This is a genomic window from Pseudonocardia petroleophila (genome assembly GCF_014235185.1).
GTDB lineage: Bacteria > Actinomycetota > Actinomycetes > Mycobacteriales > Pseudonocardiaceae > Pseudonocardia > Pseudonocardia petroleophila.
Genome location: NZ_CP060131.1, coordinates 4,599,873 through 4,621,541, shown reverse-complemented (window position 1 = coordinate 4,621,541; position 21,669 = coordinate 4,599,873). Strand labels below are relative to the sequence as shown.

Sequence of the window (21,669 nt, the reverse complement as noted above, 5' to 3'; positions counted from 1 at the left end):
CGATGCTACGTGGCGGGCCCGTCCCCCAGCGGGGTGTACGGCCGGTCGGGCCACCAGGGGTAGCCCTCGGGGAGGTCGGCGGACACGCGGTCGGGGAACCGGGCCGGGCGCTTGCCCAGGAACGCGCCCACCCCCTCCGCGGCGTCGGCGGAGCGGCCGCGCCGCGTCACCGCCCAGGAGTCCAGCCGGTGGGCCTCCATCGGGTGGTCGGCGCCGAGCATCCGCCACATCATCTGCCGCGTCAGGGCCACCGACACCGGGGCGGCGTTCTCGGCGATCTCGGCCGCGAGCGCGTAGGCGGCGGGCAGCAGGGCCGCGGCCGGGTGCACGGACCGCACCAGCCCGCCGTCGAGGGCCTCCGCCGCGGCGAACACGCGGCCGGTCATCGTCCACTCCAGCGCCCGGCTGATCCCGACGACCCGCGGCAGGAACCAGCTCGACGCGGCCTCCGGCACGATCCCGCGCCGGGCGAACACGAACCCGAACCGGGCGGTGTCGGCGGCGAGGCGGACGTCCATCGGCAGCGTCATCGTGGCGCCGACGCCGACGGCCGGGCCGTTGACCGCCCCGATCACCGGCTTCGTGCTCTCGAAGATCCGCAGGGTGAGCCGCCCGCCGGCGTCGCGGTGCACGTCGCCCCTGCCGCCGTCCTCGTGGGCGAACACGGCACCGCCCGCGGCGAGGTCGGCGCCCGCGCAGAAGCCGCGACCGGACCCGGTCACCACCACCGCGCGCACGTCGTCGTCGGCGTCGGAGCGGTCGAACGCCTCGCGGAGCTCGTCGCCCATGCGGGCGGTGAACGCGTTGAGCCGGTCGGGCCGGTCCAGGGTCAGGGTGAGCACGCCGTCGGCGACGGCGTAGCGGATCTGCTCGAACTCCACCGCTCAGGCGCGGGCCGCGGCGTGCAGGGCCCGCAGGCTCCGCATCGCCTCCACCGACCGCTGCCCGTCGACGGCCTGCACGGCCATCACCGGCACGTACTCGTAGTCGGGGAGGTCGATCCGCGCCCAGGACGCCCCGTCGGGGAACGCGATGCGCTCCACGTCGGTCCACGCGAAGTGCTTGGTCGCGATCACGTTGCGCACCTCGATGCCCGCGGCGTCGGCGCGCACCCGGGGCCGGGCCATCAGCAGGCAGCCGCCGGCGATGAACAGCCCGATCAGCACCAGCGCCACCTGGTCGGCCTCCCGGAAGAACACGCCGGTGTCGCTGTTGCGCAGCACCAGCGCGATCGCCACGAACAGCACGACGATCACGACCGCCGACACCCAGGAGATCACCAGCGCCCGCAGCGGGCGGAGCGTCACCGTCTCCTGCTGGGTCACGCTCACGACTCCTTCCGCAGGTCGCGCAGCAGCACCGCGGTGTGCAGGGCGGCGAGGCAGGCCTCGGCGCCCTTGTCCTCCGTCGCCCCCGGCCCGCCCGAGCGGTCGACGGCCTGGCCGTGGGTGTCGCAGGTGAGCACCCCGTTGCCCACGGGGGTGTGCTCGTCGAGCGCCACGCGCGTGAGCCCGGCGGTCACGGCGTCGCAGACGTACTCGAAGTGCGGGGTGCCGCCGCGGATCACGGCGCCGAGCGCCACCACGGCGTCGTGGGTGCGGGCGAGCTCCTGGCAGACCACCGGCAGCTCCACGGTGCCCGAGACCCGCACCACGGTGGGCTCGGGCGCCCCGGACTCGCGCGCCGTCGCCACGGCGCGCTCCAGCAGCACGTCGACGATGTCGGTGTGCCAGCTCGTCGCGGCCACGGCCACGGACAGGCCGGTGGCGTCGGGCAGCGTCCCGACCACGGGACGGCCCTCGCCGCTCACGAGGGCACCCCCGTGGCGTCCGGGCCCTCCAGGTCGGGCAGGTCGTGGCCCATCCGGTCGCGCTTGGTGCGCAGGTAGGCGAGGTTCTCCGGGACCGCGCGCACCGGCAGCGCGACGCGGCCGTTGACCGTCAGGCCGTAGCCCTCGAGCCCCGCGCGCTTGTCGGGGTTGTTGGTGAGCAGCCGCATCGAGCGCACGCCGAGATCGGCGAGGATCTGCGCGCCCATCCCGTAGTCGCGGGCGTCGGCGGGCAGGCCCAGTGCCAGGTTGGCGTCGACGGTGTCGGCCCCGGCCTCCTGCAGCTGGTAGGCCTGCAGCTTGTGCAGCAGGCCGATGCCGCGGCCCTCGTGGCCGCGCATGTAGAGCACGACACCCCGGCCCTCGGCGGCCACGGCCTCGAGCGCGGCGTCGAGCTGCGGGCCGCAGTCGCAGCGCAGCGAGCCCATGACGTCGCCGGTGAGGCACTCGGAGTGCACGCGCACCAGCACGTCCTCGCCGGTGTCCTGCTCGGTGCCGATCTCGCCGCGGACCATCGCGATGTGCTCGATCCCGTCGAGCACGGAGTCGTAGCCGTAGGCGGTGAAGTCGCCGTGGGCGGTGGGGATGCGCGCCTGCGCCACGCGCACGACGTGCTTCTCGAAGCGGCGCCGGTGCGAGATGAGGTCGGCGATGGTGATGAGCGTCAGGTCGTGCTCGTCGGCGAAGATGCGCAGCTCCTCGCCGCGCGCCATCTCGCCCTCGTTCTTCTGCGACACGATCTCGCACAGGGCACCGGCGGGCGCGAGCCCGGCGAGGCGGGCCAGGTCGACGGCGGCCTCGGTGTGGCCGGGGCGGCGCAGCACCCCGCCCTCGCGGGCCCGCAGCGGCAGCACGTGGCCGGGGCGCACCAGGTCGTTGGCGCCGGCGGCCGGGTCGGCGAGCAGCCGGATCGTGTGCGCGCGGTCGGCGGCCGAGATGCCGGTGGTGATGCCCAGCCGCGCGTCGACCGTCACGGTGAACGCGGTGCGGAAGCTGTCGGAGTTGGTGTGGTGCATGGGCGGGAGGTCGAGGCGGTCGCACTCGGTCTCGGTCAGCGCCACGCAGATGTACCCCGAGGTGTAGCGCACCATGAACGACACCAGCTCGGGTGTCGCCATCTCGGCGGCGAAGATGAGGTCGCCCTCGTTCTCGCGGTCCTCGTCGTCGATCACGACCACGGCCTTTCCGGCCTTGAGGTCGGTGAGGGCCTGCTCGATGGCCTCCATGCCGCTCAGCGGCGACCCGCCGTCCGTACCGTCCGTGCCGCTGTCCACATCTCCACCGTTCATCGGGCCCGGGTCGTTCACCGGGCTGCTCCGCCGTATCCGCCGACCAGCCGTTCCACGTACTTCGCGAGGACGTCCACCTCGATGTTGACGGTATCCCCCGCGCGCCTGATCCCGAGTGTGGTGTGCGCCAGGGTCGTCGGGATCAGCGCCACCGAGAACGAGTCGGGACCCACGCCCGCGACCGTCAGCGACACCCCGTCGACGGTGATCGAGCCCTTCTCGACGACGTAGCGCGCGAGGTCGGGGGCCAGGCTGAACCGCAGCTCGTCGCTGCGCTCGGCCGGGGTGCGCGAGATCAGCGTGGCGACGCCGTCGACGTGGCCCTGCACGATGTGCCCGCCCAGGCGCCCGGACACCGGGACCGCGCGCTCCAGGTTGACCGGCGTGCCCGCCGTCACGGCCGCGAGGCTCGACCGCTTGAGGGTCTCGGGGACCAGCTCGACGCTGAACGTGCCGTCGGTGCTGCCCCGGGGGTCGATCACCGTGAGGCAGACGCCGTTGACCGCGATCGAGTCGCCGTGCCCCGCGTCGCTCGTGACCAGCGGCCCCTTCACGGTGAACACCACGACCTCGGCGCTCTCGCGCACGGCGAGGACCTCGCCCATCTCCTCGACGATGCCGGTAAACATCCCGCCGCCCTTCCTCGATCCTGCCCGTGCAACCTGCGGGCCCACCCGGATCATCCCCCGGGCGGTGCCGTCGGCGTCAGGCGGTCCAGGTCCGATGGGGTGACGCGGCGCGCACCTGGTCGCGCAGCGCGGCGACGGCGCGGGCCGGGTCGTCGGCCCCGTAGACCGCCGACCCGGCCACGAAGCAGTCGACGCCCGCCTCGGCCGCGGCCTCGACGGTGTCGGTGTTGATGCCGCCGTCGATCTCGACGAGCACAGTCAGGTGGCCGGTGTCGACGAGCCGCCGCGCGGTGCGCACCTTGTCGAGCACCTCCGGCCGGAAGCTCTGGCCGCCGAAACCGGGTTCCACGCTCATCACCAGCAGCGTGTCGTAGTGGCGCAGCACCTGCACCCACGGCTCCAGCGGGGTGTCGGGCTTGATCGACAGTCCCGCCCGCGCCCCGGCCGCGCGCAGATTCTTCGCCAGCATGACGGGGTCGGCCGCGGCCTCGGCGTGGACGGTGACGTTGTGCGCCCCCGCCTCCGCGTAGCCCGGCGCCCACCGGTCCGGGTCCTCGATCATGAGGTGGCAGTCGAGCGGGATCGCGGTCGCGCGGAGCAGCGACTCGACCACCGGGAGGCCCAGTGTGAGATTGGGCACGAAGTGCGCGTCCATGACGTCGACGTGCAGCCAGTCGGCCCCGGCACCGGGCTCCCCCGCGACGGCCGCGGCCTCGTCGGCGAGGCGGGCGAAGTCGGCCGACAGGATGCTCGGGGCGATCAGGGGGTGCACCGCAGCAGGTTACGGGGACCGCGGCGCTCAGGTGTCGAGCGGGCGGCGCAGCACGGCCAGGAACATCGCGTCGGTGCCGTGGCGGTGCGGCCAGAGCTGGACGGTGGGGCCCGCGCCCAGGTCGTCGACGCCGGGCAGGAGGTCGCGGGCGTCGAGCAGCTCCGCCTGCGCCCGCCGCGCCACCCCGGTGACGACGCCGACGGTCTCGGACAGGTGCGGCGAGCAGGTGACGTAGGCGACCACTCCCCCGGGCCGGACGTGGCGCAGGGCGGCGGTGAGCAGCTCGCGCTGCAGCTTGGCCAGGCCCGGCACGTCCTCGGGGGTGCGGCGCCAGCGGGCCTCCGGTCGGCGGCGCAGGGCCCCCAGGCCGGTGCACGGGGCGTCGACGAGCACGCGGTCGAACGCGGCGTCGGGCAGCGGGGCCTCGCGGCCGTCGGCGTGGTGCACGGTGACCGGCAGCCCGTCGACGGCCTTGCGCACCAGCTCGGCGCGGTGCTCCCCCAGCTCGACGGCGTCGACGGCGACGCCGTCCATCTGCGCGAGCCCGCCGAGCAGCACGGCCTTGCCGCCGGGCCCGGCGCACAGGTCGAGCCACCGGCCGGTGTCGTCGCCGAGCACGGCGGCCCGGGTCAGGGCGAGCGCCACGAGCTGGCTGCCCTCGTCCTGCACGACGGCGAGGCCCTGGGAGACGGCGTCGAGGTCGCCGATGGCGCCGGAGCCGGCGTCGAGGTGCACGGCGTAGGGCGAGTACGGGCCCTCGGTGCCGCCGGTGGCCAGGGCCAGCTCCTCGGCGGTGATCTCGCCGGGGCGGGCGAGCAGGTGCACCACCGGGCGGGCGTCGTCGGCGGCCAGTGCCGCGTCGAGCTGGTCGAGGTCGCCGAGGGCGTCGGCGAAGGCCTGCGCGATCCAGCGCGGGTGGGCGTGGGCGAAGGCGGCGTGCCCGAGCGGGTCCTCGCCCGCGTCGGGCGCGAGCCGGGCCACCCAGGCGGCCTCGTCGTACTCCCCGACGCGGCGCAGCACCGCGTTGACGAACCCGGCCGAGCGCGACCCCGCGTCGGCGCGGACCAGCTCGACGGTGGCGTGCACGGCCGCGTGCGCGGGCACCCGCATCCGCAGCAGCTGGTAGGCGCCCAGGCGCAGGGCGTCGAGCAGCGCGGACTCCACCTTGACCAGCGGCCGGTCGGTGCAGTGCGCGATGACGGCGTCGAGCAGGCCCTGGGCGCGCAGCGTGCCGTAGCCCAGCTCGGTGGCGAGGCCGGCGTCGCGGTCGTGCAGCCGGTGGCGGCGCAGGATCGCGGGCAGCGCGAGGTTGGCGTAGGAGTCGCGGACCCGCACCGACGTCAGCAGCTCGAGCGCGGCGCGCCGCGGCAGGTCGGGCTCGGGCGGGCGCGCGGGGCCCTGGCGGCCGCGCGGCGGCCCGGACGCGCGGCGGACCCCGGCGCGGCGGTCGCCCCCGCCCCGGTTCCCGGCGCGCCTGCGGTCCTCGGACGTCATGTGAGCAGCTCCCCGGCCTCGATGCGGACCCCGCGCGCCCAGTCGGCGGCAGGCATCGCGCGCTTCCCGACCGGGCGCACCTCACCCAGCTCCAGCACCCCGGATGCCGTGCCCACCAGCACCCGCTTCTTCTCCGGCGCCAGCTCCCCCGGCTGCAGCACGACGTCGTGCCTGACGGGCCGCACCGGGCCCAGCCCGAGCCGCTCGTCGCGGAACACCGCCCACGCGCCGGGGTCCGGGGTGACCGAGCGGACCGTGCGGTCGACGACGTCGGCGGTGTGGGTCCAGTCGACGCGCGCGTCGGCGGTGAGCACCTTGGGCGCGTGGGTGACGCCCTCGGCCGGCTGGGCGCGCGGCACGAGCGAGCCGTCGGCGATGCCGTCCATCGTGGCGACGAGCAGCGCCGCCCCGGACTCGGCGAGCCGGCCCAGCAGGTCGCCCGCGGTGTCGGTCGGGCGCACCGCCTCGGTGACGACGCCGAACACGGGCCCGGTGTCGAGCCCCTCCTCCAGCAGGAACGTGCTGGCGCCGGTGATGTCGTCGCCGTGCCGGATCGCCGACTGCACGGGTGCCGCGCCGCGCCAGGACGGCAGCAGCGAGAAGTGCAGGTTGACCCAGCCGTGCCGGGGGATGTCGAGGGCCGCGCGGGGCACCAGCGCGCCGTAGGCGACGACCGGGCAGCAGTCGGGCTCGAGCGCGCGCAGGGCGTCGAGGAACTCCGGGTCCGACGGGCGCGCGGGCGTCAGCACCGGGATCCCGGCCTCGTCGGCGACGAGCCCGACGGCCGAGCGCGCGACCCTGCGGCCACGGCCGGCGGGGGCGTCGGGCCGGGTGACGACGGCGACGACCTCGTGGGCGGCCGAGGCCAGCAGCGCCCGCAGCGCGGGGACCGCGGGGGCCGGGGTACCGGCGAAGACCAGCCTCACCGGACCTTCCCGAACAGCGGGTGCGGGCTCTCCCGGACGACCGGGGCCGGCTCGCCGAACCACTCCGCCGCCCGGATCTCGGCCATCGCGAGCTTGCGGGTCTCGGCGTCGAGGCGGTCGACGAACAGCACGCCGTCGAGGTGGTCGGTCTCGTGCTGGATGCAGCGGGCCAGCAGCTCGCTGCCCTCGACGACCAGCGGCTCGCCGTGCACGTCGAACCCGCGGGCGACGACGTGCAGGTGGCGGCGGCACTCCCAGCCCAGCCCGGGGATGGACAGGCAGCCCTCGGGGCCGACCTGCTCCTCGTCGCCGACGACCTCGAAGGTCGGGTTGACCAGGTGCCCGGCGAAGGTGTCGCAGTCGTAGGTGAACACGCGCAGGCTCACGCCCAGCTGCGGCGCGGCCAGGCCGGCGCCGCCCTCGTCGTGCATCGTGTCGGTGAGGTCGGTGACCAGCTTGCGCAGCTCCGCGTCGAACGTGGTGACGGGCGCGGCGGGCGTGCGCAGCACGGGGTCACCGAAGAGGCGGACGGGCTGGACGGGCACGGCTCTCCTGTACGAGACGGGTGGCGGGGGCGACCTTCGATTCTGCCACCTCACTCGATCGCGACGGGATCCAGCCGCACGCGCACCGGATCGGGGGCCTTGCGGGCGGTGCGCGCGGCCTGGGCCGCGTGCAGGGCGGCGGCCAGTTCCCGGCCCCGCGCCCGCGGCACCCGGAGCAGGCTGCGCTCCCGCTCGACGCCGTCGGGGGCGGGAGGCTCGATCTCGACGGGTCCCAGCTCCTCGACCTCCAGGGCCGCCCGCACCTCCTCGACGATCTCGGCCACCGCCGTCGGCACGCCCTCCACCGCCGCCATCCGCACGGCGGGCGGGAAGCCCACCTCGGTGCGCGCCGCGAGCTCGGCGGCCGCGTGGTGGGCCGGGTCCCAGCGCACCAGGGCCTGCACGCCCGGCAGCGCCGCGTCGGCGGTGCTGACGACCCGCCCCCCGTCGGTGTGCGGGACGACCAGCGCGGCGGCGGCCAGCCAGCGGCGCAGCGTCTCCTCGGCCACCCGCAGGTCCGGGCGCGAGAGCATGGCCCAGCCGTCGAGCAGCAGCGCGGCGCCGTAGCCGCCGTCGGCGGGCGGCTCGGCCCCCGGCGTCGCGACGACGAGCGACGGCCCGGACGGCACCGACGCCAGCACCGCGGCCCCGCCCCCCGACGCCCGCACGGCGACCCCGGGGAACGCCCGCCCCAGCTCCTCAGCGGTGCGCCCGGCCCCGACGACCCCGGCGCGGAGCCGCCGCGACCCGCACGCCGGGCAGCGGAACGCCGGGTCCGGCCGCCCGCACCAGCGGCAGTGCGGCAGGGCCGGGGAGTCGGGATCGGCTCCCCGGCGCAGGCCGAGCGGGCCCGCGCAGTGCCGGCACCGCGCGGTCTCCCGGCACTGCCCGCACGACAGCCAGGGCACGTACCCCGAGCGCGGCACCTGCACGAGCACCGGCCGCCCGCCGGCGAGCGCGGCCCGGGCGGCCTCGAACGCGACGTGCGGCAGGCGGGCGGCCCGGGCGTCGGGGTCGCGGGCGAGCAGCGCCCCGTCGCCCTCGCCCAGCGCCTCGATCCGCGGCATCGCCGCCCGCACCACCGCCCGCTCCGCGACGACCTCCCGCGCCCAGCCCGACTCCACCAGCAGCTGCGCCTCGGCCGTGCGCGCGAACCCGGCGACGAGCAGCGCCGCCCCGGCCGCGTGGGCCCGGGCCACCAGGACGTCGCGGACGTGCGGGTAGGGCGCGCGGGGGTCGGCGTGCAGGTCGTCGCCGTCGTCCCAGACGGCCAGCAGGCCCGGCCGGGCGATCGGGGCGAACGCCGCCGCCCGCGTGCCGACGACGACCCGCACCTGCCCGCGGCGCACCGCGAGCCACCGGCGGTAGCGCTCGGCGGGGCCCAGCTCGGCCGTGAGCGCGACGACCGCCCCGGCCCCGACCCGCTCGGCCAGCGCCGCGTGCAGCGCGTCGACGTCGCGCTGGTCGGGCACGACGAGCAGGGCCCCCCGCCCCGCGGCGGCGGTGGCGGCGGCGGCCTCGGCGAGCCGGGCCGTCCACGACTCCCCCGGCAGCGCCTGCCACACCGCGTGCGCGGCCCGGCTGCCGCCCAGCGCGTCGAGCAGGGCGGTGCCGTGCCGGTAGCGCGACCACCCGGCCGGGTCGGCCACCGGGGCCGCGGGGTCCGGGGCGGGTTCGCGCACCTCCTTCTCCACGCGGGCGTGCCGCGGCGGCACCGCGAGCCGGACGACGTCGGCGAACACCCCGGCGTAGCGGTCGGCCACGGTGCGGCACAGCGCCGCGACCTCGGGGGTGAGCGCGGGCTCCGGCGACACCACCTTGTCGATCCACCCCAGCCGGCCGTCGTGCTCGGTCGTGGCCGCCCGTTCCAGCACCCAGCCGTCGAGCGCGCGCCCGGCGAAGCGGACGCGCACGCGCACGCCGGGCTGCGCGTCGGCGTCGAGGTGGGCCGGCACGCGGTAGTCGAAGGGGCGGTCCAGGTGGGCGAGCGGGACGTCGACGGCGACGCGCGCGACCGGGAGGACCTCGGCCGCGGTCCACTGCCCGCGCGCGGGCACGGGGCGGGTCGCGGTCATGCCCGCATCGTGCAGGACACCCCCGACGGTCCCCGCACTGGTCCGGACGGCCGCGCGCCGACCACCCGCCGTGTCGGACGACGGTGCCGGACTGGCTGAGCCGCCCTGCGCTCCGCGTGCGGTCAGCGGTGGACCGCCCTGACGGGCGGGGGACGTGATCGGCCGGGCTTCGACGTCGTGGCCGCGGTCGCCGACGCGTCCACGCCGTGGTGCGGCACCCGACCTGATGATCACCCGTCCGGGCTAGTGCGGCGGCGACCCAGGTCGCTTGTCCTGGTCCGTTCGGATCCAGAAGCTTGATCACTGTCGCGACGGGGTGAACCCGTCGCCGGGTTCTGACGAGGGGTAGTCGCCGTGGCGGGTCGCCATCGCAAGGTCCGACGTCGGGTGGTCGCCGGAGCGATCGTGGGGGCGCCGGCGGCGCTGGCACTGGCCCTCGGGGTGGCGCCGTCGCCGGGGGCGCGACCGCGCAGGGCGCCAACGGGGCGACCGGGACGGCCGGCCCCGCGGGGGCGCCGTCCTCCGGGTACGACAGGACCGGGGAGGGCGGCAGCCCGGGGGCCGCGGGCGGCGCCGGTCAGAACGCCGGTGCCACCGGTGGCACGGGCGGTGCCGGGGGCACCGGCACCGTCGACGGCGCGGCGGCGCCCTCCGGCGCGCAAGGGGCCGGCGGCGCCGCGAGCGCCACCGGCGGCGACGGCGGGACCGGCGGGGCCGGTGGCGACGGCGGGCCCGTCGAGTCCGGCACGCTCACCGACGGCGGGACCGGGGCCGCGGGCGGGGCCGGTGGCCAGGGCGGGTCGGCGACCGCCGTGGGCGGCGGCGGCGCGCCGGCGACCGCCACGGCCGGACGAGGGGGCGCCGGCGGTGCAGGTGGCGACGGCGGATCCACCACCGGAGTCGTCGACGACCCGGACGACACCACCACCACCAGCACCACCGGAGGGGCCGGTGGGCCCGGTGGCAGCGGTGGGAGCGGCGGCGACGCCACGGCCACCGGCGGCGCGGGGACCTCGACCGGCGGGGGCGGGGGCGGGGCCGGCGGGAACGGCGGTGACGGCGGGTTCGGCGGGGGGTCGACCAGCCCCTACCCGGTCGCCCGGGGCGGCGACGGCGGGGACGGGGGCAGCGGCGGTGCCGGCGGCACCCGCACCACCAGCACCGACGGCGGCACCACCACCGAGGTGGGGTCGACCGGGCGGGGCGGCGACGGCGGCGACGGCAGGGACTCGGGCCCGATCACGACCACCGAGGGCGACGGCATCTCCTCGGGCGGCCCCGGCGGCGACGGGGGCAGTCCCGGGGGCGAGGGCGGTGCGGGCGGCACGCGCGGCGAGGGCCCCCGCGGGAGCGACGGGAGCCCCGGCCGCGACGGCTGAGGCGACCTGGCGCGACCGAACGGCCCGCTCGACGCCTCTGCGCGCGAGCGGGCCGTCCCCCGTCCCCGGACGTGCGATCGCGGCGTCATCGCCGACCCCGGGCGGGTCAGGGACCGCCCGATCGTCCTGGCCGCGCACGCCGTGGTGCTCCCGGCCCGCGCGGCGGCGGAGGACGAGCTGCGGTGACCGGGAGGACCTCCGGCCGCGGTCCGCTGCATCGTGCAGGACACCCCCGACGATCCCCGCACTGGTCCGGATGGCCGCGCGCCGACCGGGTGGATCCGCGCACCGGGAAACGCGGACGTGAGACGCGGGCAACATCACCCACCTACCGTGTCGGCACCCCGACCGACCGGAGGACGCCGTGAGCACCCCACCGACCACCCCCTCCACCCGCACCGGCGCCGCCGACGACTACCTCGCCCGGCGTCAGCTGAAGAAGGGCGCGGCGGGCTGGGTCCTGCTCGCGGGCCTGGGCGTCAGCTACGTCATCTCCGGCGACTACTCGGGCTGGAACTTCGGCCTCGGCCAGGGCGGGTTCGGCGGCCTGCTGATCGCCGGTGTCCTCATCGCCGCGATGTACACCGCGATGGTGCTGGGCATGGCCGAGCTGTCCTCCGCCCTGCCGACGGCCGGGGGCGGCTACACCTTCGCCCGCCGCGCGCTCGGGCCGTGGGGCGGGTTCGCCACCGGCACCGCCATCCTCATCGAGTACGCGATCGCCCCGGCCGCGATCGCCACGTTCATCGGCGCCTACGTCGAGTCGCTGGGCCTGTTCGGCATCACCGACGGCTGGTGGGTCTACCTCGCCGCCTACGTGCTGTTCGTCGGCGTGCACCTGATGGGCGTCGGCGAGGCGTTGAAGGTGATGTTCGGCATCACCGCGATCGCGGTGATCGGGCTGGTGGTCTTCGCGATCGCCGCCGTGCCGCTGTTCGACACCGCCAACCTCACCGACATCCCGCCGACCGACGCCACGGGCTCCTCGCCGTTCCTGCCCTACGGCTACCTCGGCATCTGGGCCGCCGTGCCGTTCGCGATCTGGTTCTTCCTCGCGATCGAGGGCGTGCCCCTGGGCGCCGAGGAGGCCCGCGACCCGGCCAAGGACGTCCCGCGCGGGATCATCGCCGCGATGGCCGTACTGCTCGTCACGGGCGCTGCGGTGCTCGTGCTGGCCACCGGCGCGATCGGGGCGGCGGCGCTGTCGGAGTCGGGCAACCCGCTCGTCGAGGCGCTGGGCACCGGCACGATGGCCACCGTCGTCAACTACATCGGCCTGGCCGGGCTCGTCGCCAGCTTCTTCTCGATCATCTATGCGTACTCGCGCCAGACGTTCGCGCTCTCGCGCGCCGGCTACCTGCCCCGGGTGCTCTCGCTGACCAACGGCCGCAAGGCCCCGACGCTGGCGCTGATCGTGCCGGGCGTCATCGGCTTCCTGCTCTCGCTGACCGGCCAGGGCGCGGTGCTGCTCAACATGGCCGTGTTCGGGGCGGCGCTGAGCTACGTGCTGATGATGGTCAGCCACATCGTGCTGCGCCGCCGCGAGCCGGACATGCCGCGGCCCTACCGCACCCCGGGCGGCGTGGCCACCACCGGGTTCGCGCTGGTCGTGGCCGTGATCTCGGTGATCGCCACCTTCCTCGTCGACAGCGTCGCGGCGCTGTGCGCGCTCGGCGCGTTCGCGCTGTTCATGGCCTACTTCGGCCTCTACAGCCGCCACCACCTCGTCGCGAGCGCCCCCGACGAGGAGTTCGCCGCGCTGGCCGCGGCGGAGGACGAGCTGCGGTGACCGTCCGGCAGATCACCCTCGGCGGGCACGGCCACCGGTTCGCCGACCTCAGGGCCCTGCTCGCCGCGGCCACCCCGGAGCGCTCCGGCGACGTGCTGGCCGGGGTCGCGGCGCGCTCCGAGCAGGAGCGGGTGGCCGCGCAGGCGCTGCTCGCCGACCTGCCGCTCGCCACGTTCCTCGACGAGCTCGTGATCCCCTACGAGGACGACGAGGTGACGCGGCTGATCGTCGACTCCCACGACGCGGCGGCGTTCGCACCGGTCGCGTCGATGACCGTCGGCGAGTTCCGCGACCACCTGCTCGCGCCGTCCACCGACACCACCGCGCTGGCCCCGGGCCTCACCCCGGAGATGGTGGCCGCGGTGTCCAAGCTCATGCGGCTGCAGGACCTCGTCGCGGTCGCCCGGCGCACGCCCGTCGTCACCGCGTTCCGCTCGACGCTCGGGCTGCCCGGCACGATGGCCACCCGCCTGCAGCCCAACCACCCCACCGACGACCCGGTCGGCGTCACCGCGACCATCGTCGACGGGCTGCTGCTGGGCAGCGGCGACGCCGTCATCGGGATCAACCCGGCCACCGACAGCCCGCAGCGCACGATCGACCTGCTCCGCCTCGTCGACGACGTGCGGCTGCGCTACGACATCCCGACCCAGAGCTGCGTGCTCGCGCACGTCACGACGTCGATCGAGGTCATGGAGCGCGGGGCGCCGGTCGACCTGGTGTTCCAGTCGATCGCCGGCACGCAGGCGGCCAACTCCGGGTTCGGCGTCACGCTCGACCTGCTCCGCGAGGCCCACCAGGGCGCGCTCGGGCTGGGCCGCGGCACCGTCGGCACGCACTGCATGTACTTCGAGACGGGGCAGGGCAGCGCGCTGTCGGCCGACGCGCACCACGGCGTCGACCAGCAGACCCTGGAGGTCCGGGCCTACGCCGTGGCGCGCGAGTTCGACCCGCTGCTGGTCAACACCGTCGTCGGGTTCATCGGGCCGGAGTACCTCTACGACGGCAAGCAGATCACCCGCGCCGGGCTGGAGGACCACTTCTGCGGCAAGCTGCTCGGCGTCCCGATGGGCGTCGACGTCTGCTACACCAACCACGCCGAGGCCGACGCCGACGACACCGACGCCCTGCTCACGCTGCTCGGCGTGGCCGGCTGCTCGTTCGTGATCTGCGTGCCCGGCGGCGACGACGTGATGCTGCACTACCAGTCGCTGTCGTTCCACGACGCGCTCTACGCCCGGCAGGTGCTCGGCCTGTCCCCGGCCCCGGAGTTCGCGGCGTGGCTGGAGCGGATGGAGCTGCTCGACGGCTCGGGGCGGATCCGGGAGATCGACTCCCCCGCCGTGCGCGCGCTGACGGCGGGGCTGGCATGAGCGACCCCCTGGACGCCCTCCGCGCCGCGACCCGCGCCCGCGTCGCGCTGGGCCGCGCCGGCGACGCCCTGCCCACCGCCCGGCTGCTGGAGCTCCGCGCCGCCCACGCCGCCGCCCGTGACGCGGTGCACGCACCCCTCGACGTCGACGCGCTGGCCACCGACCTGGACGGAACGGTCCTGCGCGTGACGAGCGCCGCGACGTCGCGCGCGGAGTACCTGCAGCGACCCGACCTCGGGCGGCGCCTCGCCGACGGCACGGAGCTGGAGGCGGGCGGGCACGACGTCGTGCTCGTCCTGGCCGACGGGCTCTCGCCGCAGGCGGTGCACGCCCACGGCGTCCCCATGCTCCGGGCCCTCGTCGAACGCCTCGACGGCTGGCGGATCGCGCCGGTCGTGATCGCCACGCAGGCCCGGGTGGCGCTGGGCGACGAGATCGCGGCGGGGCTGGGCGCGCGCAGCGTGGTGGTGCTCATCGGCGAGCGGCCGGGGATGAGCTCCACCGACAGCCTCGGGATCTACTTCACCTTCGACGCGCGGCGCGGGCGCCGGGACTCCGAGCGCAACTGCCTGTCCAACATCCGCCCGCCGCACGGCACCGGCTACGAGGCGGCCGCGACGACGGCGGCGATGCTGATGGCGGAGGCGAGGCGCCTGGGGGTGTCAGGGGTGACCCTGAAGGCCGACCCCGCCCTCACCTCGTGAGGGTCAGAGGTTGACCTGGTCGTGGCGGGCGTAGAAGTCCACCCACTCCTCCTCGGTCAGCACGCGGCCGCTCGTGCGGATCTCCGCCATCTCGGAGAAGAACCGCTCCCGCGCGATGCCCGGGGAGAACAGGATGAGGAACCGCGCGTCGACGTCACCGTCGTTGCGGAAGGCGTGCACGCCCTGCTCGGGCACGTAGGCGTAGTCGCCAGCGCCGTACGCCGACCACGTGCTGCCGTCGAAGATCGTCAGCTCGCCGCCGAGCACGTAGAACGCCTCGGAGAACGTGTGGTGCAGGTGCGGCCGGGCCCCGGGGCCGGGCGGGGTCGTGTACTCGAACAGGCCGTAGCGCCCGGCCGTGGTCGAGCCGGGCGCCACGAAGCGCACCGCGGGCGGGCCCGTCAGGTCGGACGGGCCCGCCGCGCGGTGGACGTGGTAGCTCACCGACCGTCTCCGCTCAGGAGCCCACGGCGGCCTTCAGCGCGTCGGCGCGGGAGGTGCTCTCCCACGGCAGCTCGATGTCGCGGCGGCCGAAGTGGCCGTACGCGGCGGTCGGGGCGTAGATGGGGCGCAGCAGGTCGAGGTCGCGGATGATCGCGGCCGGGCGGAGGTCGAAGACCTCGGAGATCGCGGCCTGGATCTTCGCCGGGTCGACGTGCTCGGTGCCGAAGGTCTCGACGAACAGGCCGACGGGCGCCGCCTTGCCGATGGCGTAGGCGACCTGCACCTCGATGCGCTCGGCCAGGCCGGCCGCGATGGCGTTCTTCGCGACCCAGCGCATGGCGTACGCGGCCGAGCGGTCGACCTTCGACGGGTCCTTGCCGGAGAACGCGCCGCCGCCGTGGCGGGCGAAGCCGCCGTAGGTGTCGACGATGATCTTCCGGCCGGTCAGGCCCGCGTCGCCCATCGGGCCGCCGACGACGAACCGGCCGGTCGGGTTGACCAGCAGCCGCACGTCGGAGACGTCGAGGCCGAGCTCGGCGAGCTCGGGGCCCACGACGTGCTCGCGGATGTCGGGGGCCAGCATGCCGTCGAGGTCGATGTCGGCGGCGTGCTGGCTGGACACGACCACCGTGTCGACCCGCACGGCCTTGTCGCCGTCGTACTCGATGGTGACCTGGGTCTTGCCGTCCGGGCGCAGGTAGGGCAGCACGCCGGTCTTGCGGACCTCGGTGAGCCGCCGCGCGAGCCGGTGCGCGAGCGCGATCGGCAGCGGCATGAGCTCGTCGGTGTCGGTGTTGGCGTAGCCGAACATCAGGCCCTGGTCGCCCGCGCCCTGCTTCGCGATCTCGTCCTCGGAGAGCTCGACCCGGCTCTCGTAGGCGGAGTCGACGCCCTGCGCGATGTCGGCGCTCTGCGCACCGATCGCGACGTTGACCCCGCAGGACGCGCCGTCGAAGCCCTTCGACGACGAGTCGTAGCCGATCTCCAGGATCTTCTCCCGCACCAGCGTCGGGATGTCGGCGTAGGTGTTCGTCGTGACCTCCCCGGCCACGTGCACCTGCCCGGTGGTCACCATCGTCTCCACGGCCACCCGGCTGCGGGGGTCGTCGGCCAGCAGCGCGTCGAGGATCGTGTCGCTGATGGCGTCGCACATCTTGTCCGGGTGCCCCTCGGTCACCGACTCGCTCGTGAACAACCGTCGACCCACTGCCACCACGCCCTGCTCCGTCCGTCTGCACTTGATCCGTCGTGCCTGATCCTGGGGGCCGAGCGTAGTCGAGTGCGGATCCCCGGCCACGTGACAGTCGCCATCACGCACGGTGACGTTACGAGCGACACGTCACCGCTTCCGGTGGTGTCACGCCGGGTAGCGAATCGGTAACGGAGACGCTCGTTGGGCCTGGTGTACACCTTCCACCGAGCAGAGGATCCACGATGATGGCACGACCGGGCCGTACGGCCGCAGTTGTCGGCGGGCTGGTCGCGTTCGGCGCGATCACCCTCATGGGGATGCTGGCCGGGAGCGCGGCCGCCATGGCCCCCGGCCGCTGCACCGAGAACGTCAACGTCCGCGCGGAGCCGAGCAGCACGGCGCGGATCGTGGCGCTGTGCGAGGCGGGCACCGCGGTGGAGACCGGACGCACCAGCAACGGGTTCGTCCAGCTCACCGACCTGGGCGGCTGGGCGTCGACCGACTACGTCTCCATCGACGGCGCCGCCCCGACCTCGGGCAGCAGCACCCCGCGCAGCAGCTCCGCGCCGCGCACCACCGACACGGCCGACCGCGCCGACAGCACCGCGGACCGCTCCGGCTCGTCCTCCGCCGACGAGAGCGCCACCCGGACGCCGCGCACCACGTCCCCCTCGACGTCGTCCGACGACGCCGACGACACCCCCGGGACCACCGGCTCCTCGTCGTCGGACTCCCCCGAGGAGGAGGAGACCGAGAGCCGCGGCGGCGGGCTGCTCGGCTGATCGCGCCCCCGCGGGGGCGGGCCGCTCCGGGTGACCCCGATCACCCGTCCGAGCGCCCCTCCCGCGGGTGCGACCGGTGCGCCGCGCCCGTCCCGACCGCCCCTCCGCTCCCCGGGGCCGTCAGGACAGGCGCGGCGCGACCACGTCCCAGACCCGTGAGGCCAGCAGCGCCTTCGACCCCGTCGGCAGCTCGGTCTCGGACCCGTCGGCGCCGAGCAGCCAGCCCGCGTTGTCGGGCACCTCGAACGCCCGGCCGTCGCCCACCGCGTTGACGACGAGCAGGTCGCAGCCCTTGCGGGCCAGCTTCGCGCGGCCGTGCTGCAGGACGTCACCGCTCTCGTCGCCGGTCTCCGCCGCGAACCCGACGATCAGCTGTCCCGGCTCCCGCACCCGCACCAGCTCGGCGAGGATGTCGGGGTTGGTGGTCAGGTGCAGCGGGTCCGGGTCGGCGGACCCCTTCTTGATCTTGTGCTCGGCGAGCGCGACCGGCCGGAAGTCGGCGACCGCCGCGGCCATCACCACCGCGTCGGCGCCCGCGGTGGCCGCGAGCACCGCCTCGCGCAGCTCGCGGGCGGACCCGGCGCGCACCACGTCGACGGCGGCCGGGTCGGCCAGGTCGGCGGTGTGCGCGGCGACTAGCGTGACGTGCGCGCCGCGCTGCGCCGCGACCCGGGCGAGCGCGTAGCCCTGCCGCCCCGAGGACCGGTTGCCCAGGAACCGCACGGGGTCCAGCGCCTCCCGCGTGCCGCCCGCGCTCACCACGATCCGGCGGCCGGCGAGGTCGCGGGGCAGCGCGTCGGGCCGCTCCAGCAGCAGGCGGGCGAGCTCGGCGATCTCGGCGGGGTCGGGCAGCCGCCCGGGGCCGGTGTCCTCACCGGTCAGCCGGCCGGACGCGGGCTCCAGCACCACGACCCCGCGCTCGCGCAGCGTCGCGACGTTGGCGCGCGTCGCCGGGTGCTCCCACATCTCCGTGTGCATCGCCGGGGCGAACAGCACCGGGCAGCGGGCGGTCAGCAGGGACGCGGTGAGCAGGTCGTCGGCGCGACCGTGCGCGGCACGGGCCATGAGGTCGGCGGTGGCGGGGGCGACGACGACGAGATCGGCCTGCTGACCCAGCTTCACGTGCGGCACCGACGGGACGTCGGCGAAGACGCCGGTGTGGACCGGCTGCCCGGACAGGGCCTCGAACGTGGCGGCGCCGACGAACTCCAGCGCGGAGGCCGTGGGCAGCACGCGCACGGAGTGGCCGGTCTCGGTGAGCCGGCGCAGCAGCTCGGCGCTCTTGTAGGCGGCGATGCCTCCCGCCACCCCCAGCAGGACCGAGGGTGACGGCGTCATCGCTACTGCTCGCCCTCGGTGTGCTCCAGCATGTGGGCCTGGATCTCGCGCATGGCGATCGACAGCGGCTTCTCGCGCGGGCCCGGCTCGACGAGCGGGCCGACGTACTCCAGCAGGCCCTCGCCCAGCTGCGAGTAGTAGTCGTTGATCTGGCGCGCGCGCTTGGCCGCGTAGATGACCAGCGCGTACTTGGAGCTCACCTGGCCCAGCAGGTCGTCGATCGGCGGGTTGGTGATGCCCTCGGGGAGGGCCCCGGCGACGGGGGCGGTCAGCGGCATGCTCACGAAGAGGACTCCTGCGTATGTAGTGGGTGCGCACCGTGGGGGGTGGCAACCAGCAACTCTACCAACCGGGCCGCGACGGCCCGCGGCTCGTCGCTGATCACGGTGACGTCGAACTCGTGGCGGGCGGCCATCTCCTCGCGGGCGGTCTCCAGCCGGCGGGCGAACGCGGCCTCGGTCTCGGTGGCGCGGCCGGCGAGGCGGCGCTCCAGCTCCGCCATCGAGGGCGGGGCGAGGAACACGCTGACGCACTCGGGCATCGCGGCCTTCATCGCGCGGGCCCCGGCGAGGTCCACCTCGACGAGCACCGGGCGACCGGCCGCGAGCGCCTCCTCGACGGGGCGGCGCGGGGTGCCCGAGCGCTGCAGGCCACCGTGGATCTCCGCCCACTCCAGCAGCTCGCCACGGGCGATCATGGCGTCGAACCCGTCGGGGCCGACGAAGAGGTAGTCGACGCCGTGGGTCTCCCCCGCGCGCGGGTCGCGGGTGGTGGCCGAGACCGAGAAGAACAGCTCGGGCAGCACCGTGCGCAGCTCGCGCACGACACTGCTCTTGCCCACGCCGGAGGGGCCGGCCAGGACGATCAGCCGACCCCTCCCGACGTGCGCGGTCACCGTCAGGCGAATTCGCTGAGCAGCGCCTTGCGCTGGCGGTCGCCCAGGCCGCGCAGACGGCGGCTCGGCGCGATCTCCAGGCGCTCCATGATCTGGCCGGCGCGCACCTTGCCGACTCCGGGGAGCGACTCCAGCAGCGCGGAGACCTTCATCTTGCCGAGCACCTCGTCGGAGTCGGCCTCCTTGAGGACCTCGTCGAGGGTCGTCCCGCCCCGCTTGAGACGCTCCTTCCACTCGGCCCGGGCCCGGCGCGCCGCGGCCGCCTTCAGCAGCGCGGCGGCACGCTGTTCCTCGGTGAGTTGGGGAAGGGCCACGGTCTCCTCCGTCGTTCGTCGAATCACCGCCCCGCGGGGCTGCCCGCGGGGTCTGATCCGAACGTACTCACGACCCGTCCGGGAAGCGAAACGGGGGGTGCCACCTGTGTGTTCTCTCTCCCGCCACCCGTACGGGTGATACCACGCCGACCCGCGCGCGACGCGCCCCGACGCGCCCGCTCACCGCACGTCGTCAACCGTCCCTCGGGACCGCGTCCATGACACGCGGTGCCCGTGCCGCGACGCACCGTGCGATCCGGACCGGCCGGTCACCGGGAGCCACCGCGCGGGGCGGGTCGGGGCGGACATCCGGGCGCCGCACTGCTCCGAGAAGGCGATCTTCCGGGCGGCGGCCCCCGGCCGGAACCCACCGGCGACGCCCGGCCCCGCCGGGGGCCGCCGCCCCCGTCCGCGGCGAGCCGTCGCCCGGATGCGGCGAGCGGCGGGGTGGCCGCCGCGGTGGGAGGGTGACGGGATGAGCGCACAGGCCGACGGGTTCGACGCCGTGGTGGTCGGGTCCGGCCCGAACGGGCTCGTGGGCGCCCTGCGCCTCGCCGAGGCGGGGGCACGGGTGCTGCTGGTGGAGGCGAACGACCGGCTCGGCGGCGGGCTGCGCACCGAGGAGCTGACGCTGCCCGGGTTCCACCACGACGTCTGCGCCACCGTCGTGCCGCTGGCGCTGGCGTCGCCGGCGTTCCGGGCGCTGTCGCTCGACGTCGGGTACCGGCACCCGCCGGTCCCCGCCGCCCACCCCCTCGACGGGCGCGACGCCGCGCTGGTGCTGCGCAGCGAGGGGGCCACCGCCGCCGGGTTCGGGCGCGACGGCGCGGCCTGGCGGGCGTCGATGGGTGCGACGGCCCGGGCCGGGTTCCCGCTGGTCGACACGCTGCTCGCCCCGCTGGACCTGCCGCCGACGGCCCCGCTGGCCGCCGTCCGCTACGGGGCGCTGGGGGCGCTCCCGGCCACCGTCACTGGGCGGATCTTCCGCGACGAGCCCGCGCGCGCCGCGTTCGGCGGGATGGCCGCACACGCGATCCTCGACCTCGCCTCCCCCGTCACCGCGGGCTACGGGATGCTGCTCGGCGCGCTCGCGCACTCGGTCGGCTGGCCGGTGGTGCGCGGGGGCACCCAGGCACTGGCCGACGCGCTGGCACGGCGGCTGCGGGGGCGCGGGGCGGAGATCGTCACCGGGTGCCGGGTGGGCGACCTGGGCGAGCTGCCCGACGCCCCCATCACCCTGCTCGACCTCACCCCGCGCCAGCTCCTCGCCGTCGCCGGGGACCGGCTGCCCGCGGGCTACCGGCGCAGGCTGGAGCGGTACCGGTACGGGCCGGGCGTGTTCAAGGTCGACTACGCGCTCGACGGTCCCGTCCCGTGGACCGACCCGGCGGTCGCGGCGGCCGGCACCGTGCACCTGGGCGGCACGTTCGCCGAGGTCGCCGCGGCGGAGCGGGCGGTGGCCCGCGGGCGCAACCCGGAACGGCCGTTCGTGCTGGGGGTGCAGGCGTGCGTCGCCGACCCGTCGCGCGCGCCGGAGGGCAGGCACACGTTCTGGGCGTACTGCCACGTGCCGCACGGCTGCGAGGAGGACCGGACGGCGGCGATCGAGGCCCAGATCGAGCGGTTCGCCCCCGGGTTCGGCGACCGGGTGCTCGCCCGGCACGTCATGGGCCCCGCCGCGCTCGAGGCCCACAACGCCAACGAGGTGGGCGGCGACATCAACGGCGGCAGCGGCGACTGGCGGCAGTTCGTCTCCCGCCCCGTGCTCGCCCGGTCGCCGTGGCGCACCCCTCTGCCCGGGGTGTACCTGTGCTCCTCCAGCACGCCGCCCGGCGGCGGCGTCCACGGCATGGGCGGGTGGACGGCGGCCGGGCAGGCACTCGGCGCCCGCCCCTGACGCG

At 76.0% G+C, this 21,669-nt stretch carries 22 protein-coding genes; 6 read left to right on the top strand and 16 right to left on the bottom strand.

What is annotated here, in order from left to right; genetic code table 11:
- Positions 1-5 precede the first annotated feature (5 nt).
- The 10 genes from H6H00_RS22790 to H6H00_RS22745 all read right to left on the bottom strand — a co-directional run bounded on the left by H6H00_RS22790 (position 6) and on the right by H6H00_RS22745 (position 9,558).
- The gene (locus tag H6H00_RS22790; protein WP_185717753.1) at positions 6-881 is read right to left on the bottom strand and encodes a crotonase/enoyl-CoA hydratase family protein; all 876 of its coding nucleotides are present in this window, start codon (positions 879-881) and stop codon (positions 6-8) included.
- Positions 882-884: 3 nt separating this feature from the next.
- Complete coding sequence (locus H6H00_RS22785; protein ID WP_185717752.1) at positions 885-1,325, bottom strand: PH domain-containing protein; 441 nt, start codon at positions 1,323-1,325, stop codon at positions 885-887.
- Positions 1,326-1,327: 2 nt separating this feature from the next.
- Positions 1,328-1,810, bottom strand: a complete 483-nt coding sequence (gene ribH, locus H6H00_RS22780) for a 6,7-dimethyl-8-ribityllumazine synthase (protein ID WP_185717751.1) — start codon at positions 1,808-1,810, stop codon at positions 1,328-1,330.
- Positions 1,807-3,054 (bottom strand): bifunctional 3,4-dihydroxy-2-butanone-4-phosphate synthase/GTP cyclohydrolase II, encoded by a 1,248-nt coding sequence (locus H6H00_RS22775; protein WP_185722676.1) that lies wholly within the window; start codon positions 3,052-3,054, stop codon positions 1,807-1,809. The genes ribH and H6H00_RS22775 overlap by 4 nt, the downstream gene beginning before the upstream one ends.
- Positions 3,055-3,131: 77 nt before the next feature.
- Entirely contained in the window at positions 3,132-3,746 is a 615-nt protein-coding gene (locus H6H00_RS22770) for a riboflavin synthase (RefSeq protein ID WP_185717750.1), read from the bottom strand.
- Positions 3,747-3,822: 76 nt separating this feature from the next.
- Positions 3,823-4,509 (bottom strand): ribulose-phosphate 3-epimerase, encoded by a 687-nt coding sequence (gene rpe, locus H6H00_RS22765; RefSeq protein ID WP_185722675.1) that lies wholly within the window; start codon positions 4,507-4,509, stop codon positions 3,823-3,825.
- A gap of 36 nt (positions 4,510-4,545) precedes the next feature.
- Positions 4,546-6,012: an RsmB/NOP family class I SAM-dependent RNA methyltransferase gene (locus tag H6H00_RS22760; RefSeq protein WP_185717749.1), complete on the bottom strand. Its 1,467-nt coding sequence runs from the start codon at positions 6,010-6,012 to the stop codon at positions 4,546-4,548.
- Positions 6,009-6,938, bottom strand: coding sequence for a methionyl-tRNA formyltransferase (fmt, locus tag H6H00_RS22755; RefSeq protein WP_185717748.1), 930 nt, complete (start codon positions 6,936-6,938; stop codon positions 6,009-6,011). The genes H6H00_RS22760 and fmt overlap by 4 nt, the downstream gene beginning before the upstream one ends.
- The gene (gene def, locus H6H00_RS22750) at positions 6,935-7,483 is read right to left on the bottom strand and encodes a peptide deformylase (RefSeq protein WP_185717747.1); all 549 of its coding nucleotides are present in this window, start codon (positions 7,481-7,483) and stop codon (positions 6,935-6,937) included. The genes fmt and def overlap by 4 nt, the downstream gene beginning before the upstream one ends.
- 50 nt (positions 7,484-7,533) lie before the next feature.
- Positions 7,534-9,558, bottom strand: a complete 2,025-nt coding sequence (locus tag H6H00_RS22745) for a primosomal protein N' (protein ID WP_185717746.1) — start codon at positions 9,556-9,558, stop codon at positions 7,534-7,536.
- An 812-nt stretch (positions 9,559-10,370) separates the two neighbouring features.
- On the opposite strand from H6H00_RS22745, the gene H6H00_RS22740 reads away from it, so the two are divergent.
- From H6H00_RS22740 to eutC, 4 genes are all read left to right on the top strand, one after another.
- Entirely contained in the window at positions 10,371-10,937 is a 567-nt protein-coding gene (locus H6H00_RS22740) for a hypothetical protein (RefSeq protein WP_185717745.1), read from the top strand.
- A 364-nt stretch (positions 10,938-11,301) separates the two neighbouring features.
- The gene (gene eat / locus H6H00_RS22735) at positions 11,302-12,726 is read left to right on the top strand and encodes an ethanolamine permease (RefSeq protein WP_185717744.1); all 1,425 of its coding nucleotides are present in this window, start codon (positions 11,302-11,304) and stop codon (positions 12,724-12,726) included.
- Positions 12,723-14,099 carry an ethanolamine ammonia-lyase subunit EutB gene (locus H6H00_RS22730; RefSeq protein WP_185717743.1) on the top strand — a complete coding sequence of 459 codons (1,377 nt, stop codon included), beginning with the start codon at positions 12,723-12,725 and terminating at the stop codon, positions 14,097-14,099. Before eat ends, H6H00_RS22730 begins: the two co-directional genes overlap by 4 nt.
- Positions 14,096-14,803: an ethanolamine ammonia-lyase subunit EutC gene (eutC, locus tag H6H00_RS22725; RefSeq protein ID WP_185717742.1), complete on the top strand. Its 708-nt coding sequence runs from the start codon at positions 14,096-14,098 to the stop codon at positions 14,801-14,803. Before H6H00_RS22730 ends, eutC begins: the two co-directional genes overlap by 4 nt.
- A gap of 3 nt (positions 14,804-14,806) precedes the next feature.
- Here eutC and H6H00_RS22720 read toward each other — a convergent pair whose 3' ends face one another.
- Both H6H00_RS22720 and metK read right to left on the bottom strand, forming a co-directional pair.
- Positions 14,807-15,247, bottom strand: coding sequence for a cupin domain-containing protein (locus H6H00_RS22720; RefSeq protein ID WP_185717741.1), 441 nt, complete (start codon positions 15,245-15,247; stop codon positions 14,807-14,809).
- 13 nt (positions 15,248-15,260) lie between these two features.
- Positions 15,261-16,460 carry a methionine adenosyltransferase gene (metK, locus tag H6H00_RS22715; protein WP_185722673.1) on the bottom strand — a complete coding sequence of 400 codons (1,200 nt, stop codon included), beginning with the start codon at positions 16,458-16,460 and terminating at the stop codon, positions 15,261-15,263.
- A gap of 221 nt (positions 16,461-16,681) precedes the next feature.
- On the opposite strand from metK, the gene H6H00_RS22710 reads away from it, so the two are divergent.
- The gene (locus tag H6H00_RS22710) at positions 16,682-17,221 is read left to right on the top strand and encodes an SH3 domain-containing protein (RefSeq protein WP_185717740.1); all 540 of its coding nucleotides are present in this window, start codon (positions 16,682-16,684) and stop codon (positions 17,219-17,221) included.
- A gap of 120 nt (positions 17,222-17,341) precedes the next feature.
- On the opposite strand, the gene coaBC is transcribed toward H6H00_RS22710, so the two are convergent.
- From coaBC to mihF, 4 genes are read right to left on the bottom strand one after another with little or no spacing between them, the layout of a single operon-like run.
- Positions 17,342-18,559, bottom strand: coding sequence for a bifunctional phosphopantothenoylcysteine decarboxylase/phosphopantothenate--cysteine ligase CoaBC (gene coaBC / locus H6H00_RS22705; RefSeq protein ID WP_185717739.1), 1,218 nt, complete (start codon positions 18,557-18,559; stop codon positions 17,342-17,344).
- A gap of 2 nt (positions 18,560-18,561) precedes the next feature.
- Positions 18,562-18,837, bottom strand: a complete 276-nt coding sequence (rpoZ, locus tag H6H00_RS22700) for a DNA-directed RNA polymerase subunit omega (protein ID WP_141276300.1) — start codon at positions 18,835-18,837, stop codon at positions 18,562-18,564.
- A gap of 2 nt (positions 18,838-18,839) precedes the next feature.
- Positions 18,840-19,454, bottom strand: a complete 615-nt coding sequence (gene gmk / locus H6H00_RS22695) for a guanylate kinase (RefSeq protein WP_255425322.1) — start codon at positions 19,452-19,454, stop codon at positions 18,840-18,842.
- A 2-nt stretch (positions 19,455-19,456) separates the two neighbouring features.
- Entirely contained in the window at positions 19,457-19,768 is a 312-nt protein-coding gene (gene mihF, locus H6H00_RS22690; protein ID WP_185717738.1) for an integration host factor, actinobacterial type, read from the bottom strand.
- A gap of 475 nt (positions 19,769-20,243) precedes the next feature.
- Between mihF and H6H00_RS22685 the strand changes: the two genes are divergently transcribed.
- On the top strand, positions 20,244-21,665 hold the full coding sequence (locus tag H6H00_RS22685; protein ID WP_185717737.1) for a phytoene desaturase family protein: 1,422 nt from the start codon (positions 20,244-20,246) through the stop codon (positions 21,663-21,665).
- Positions 21,666-21,669 lie beyond the last annotated feature (4 nt).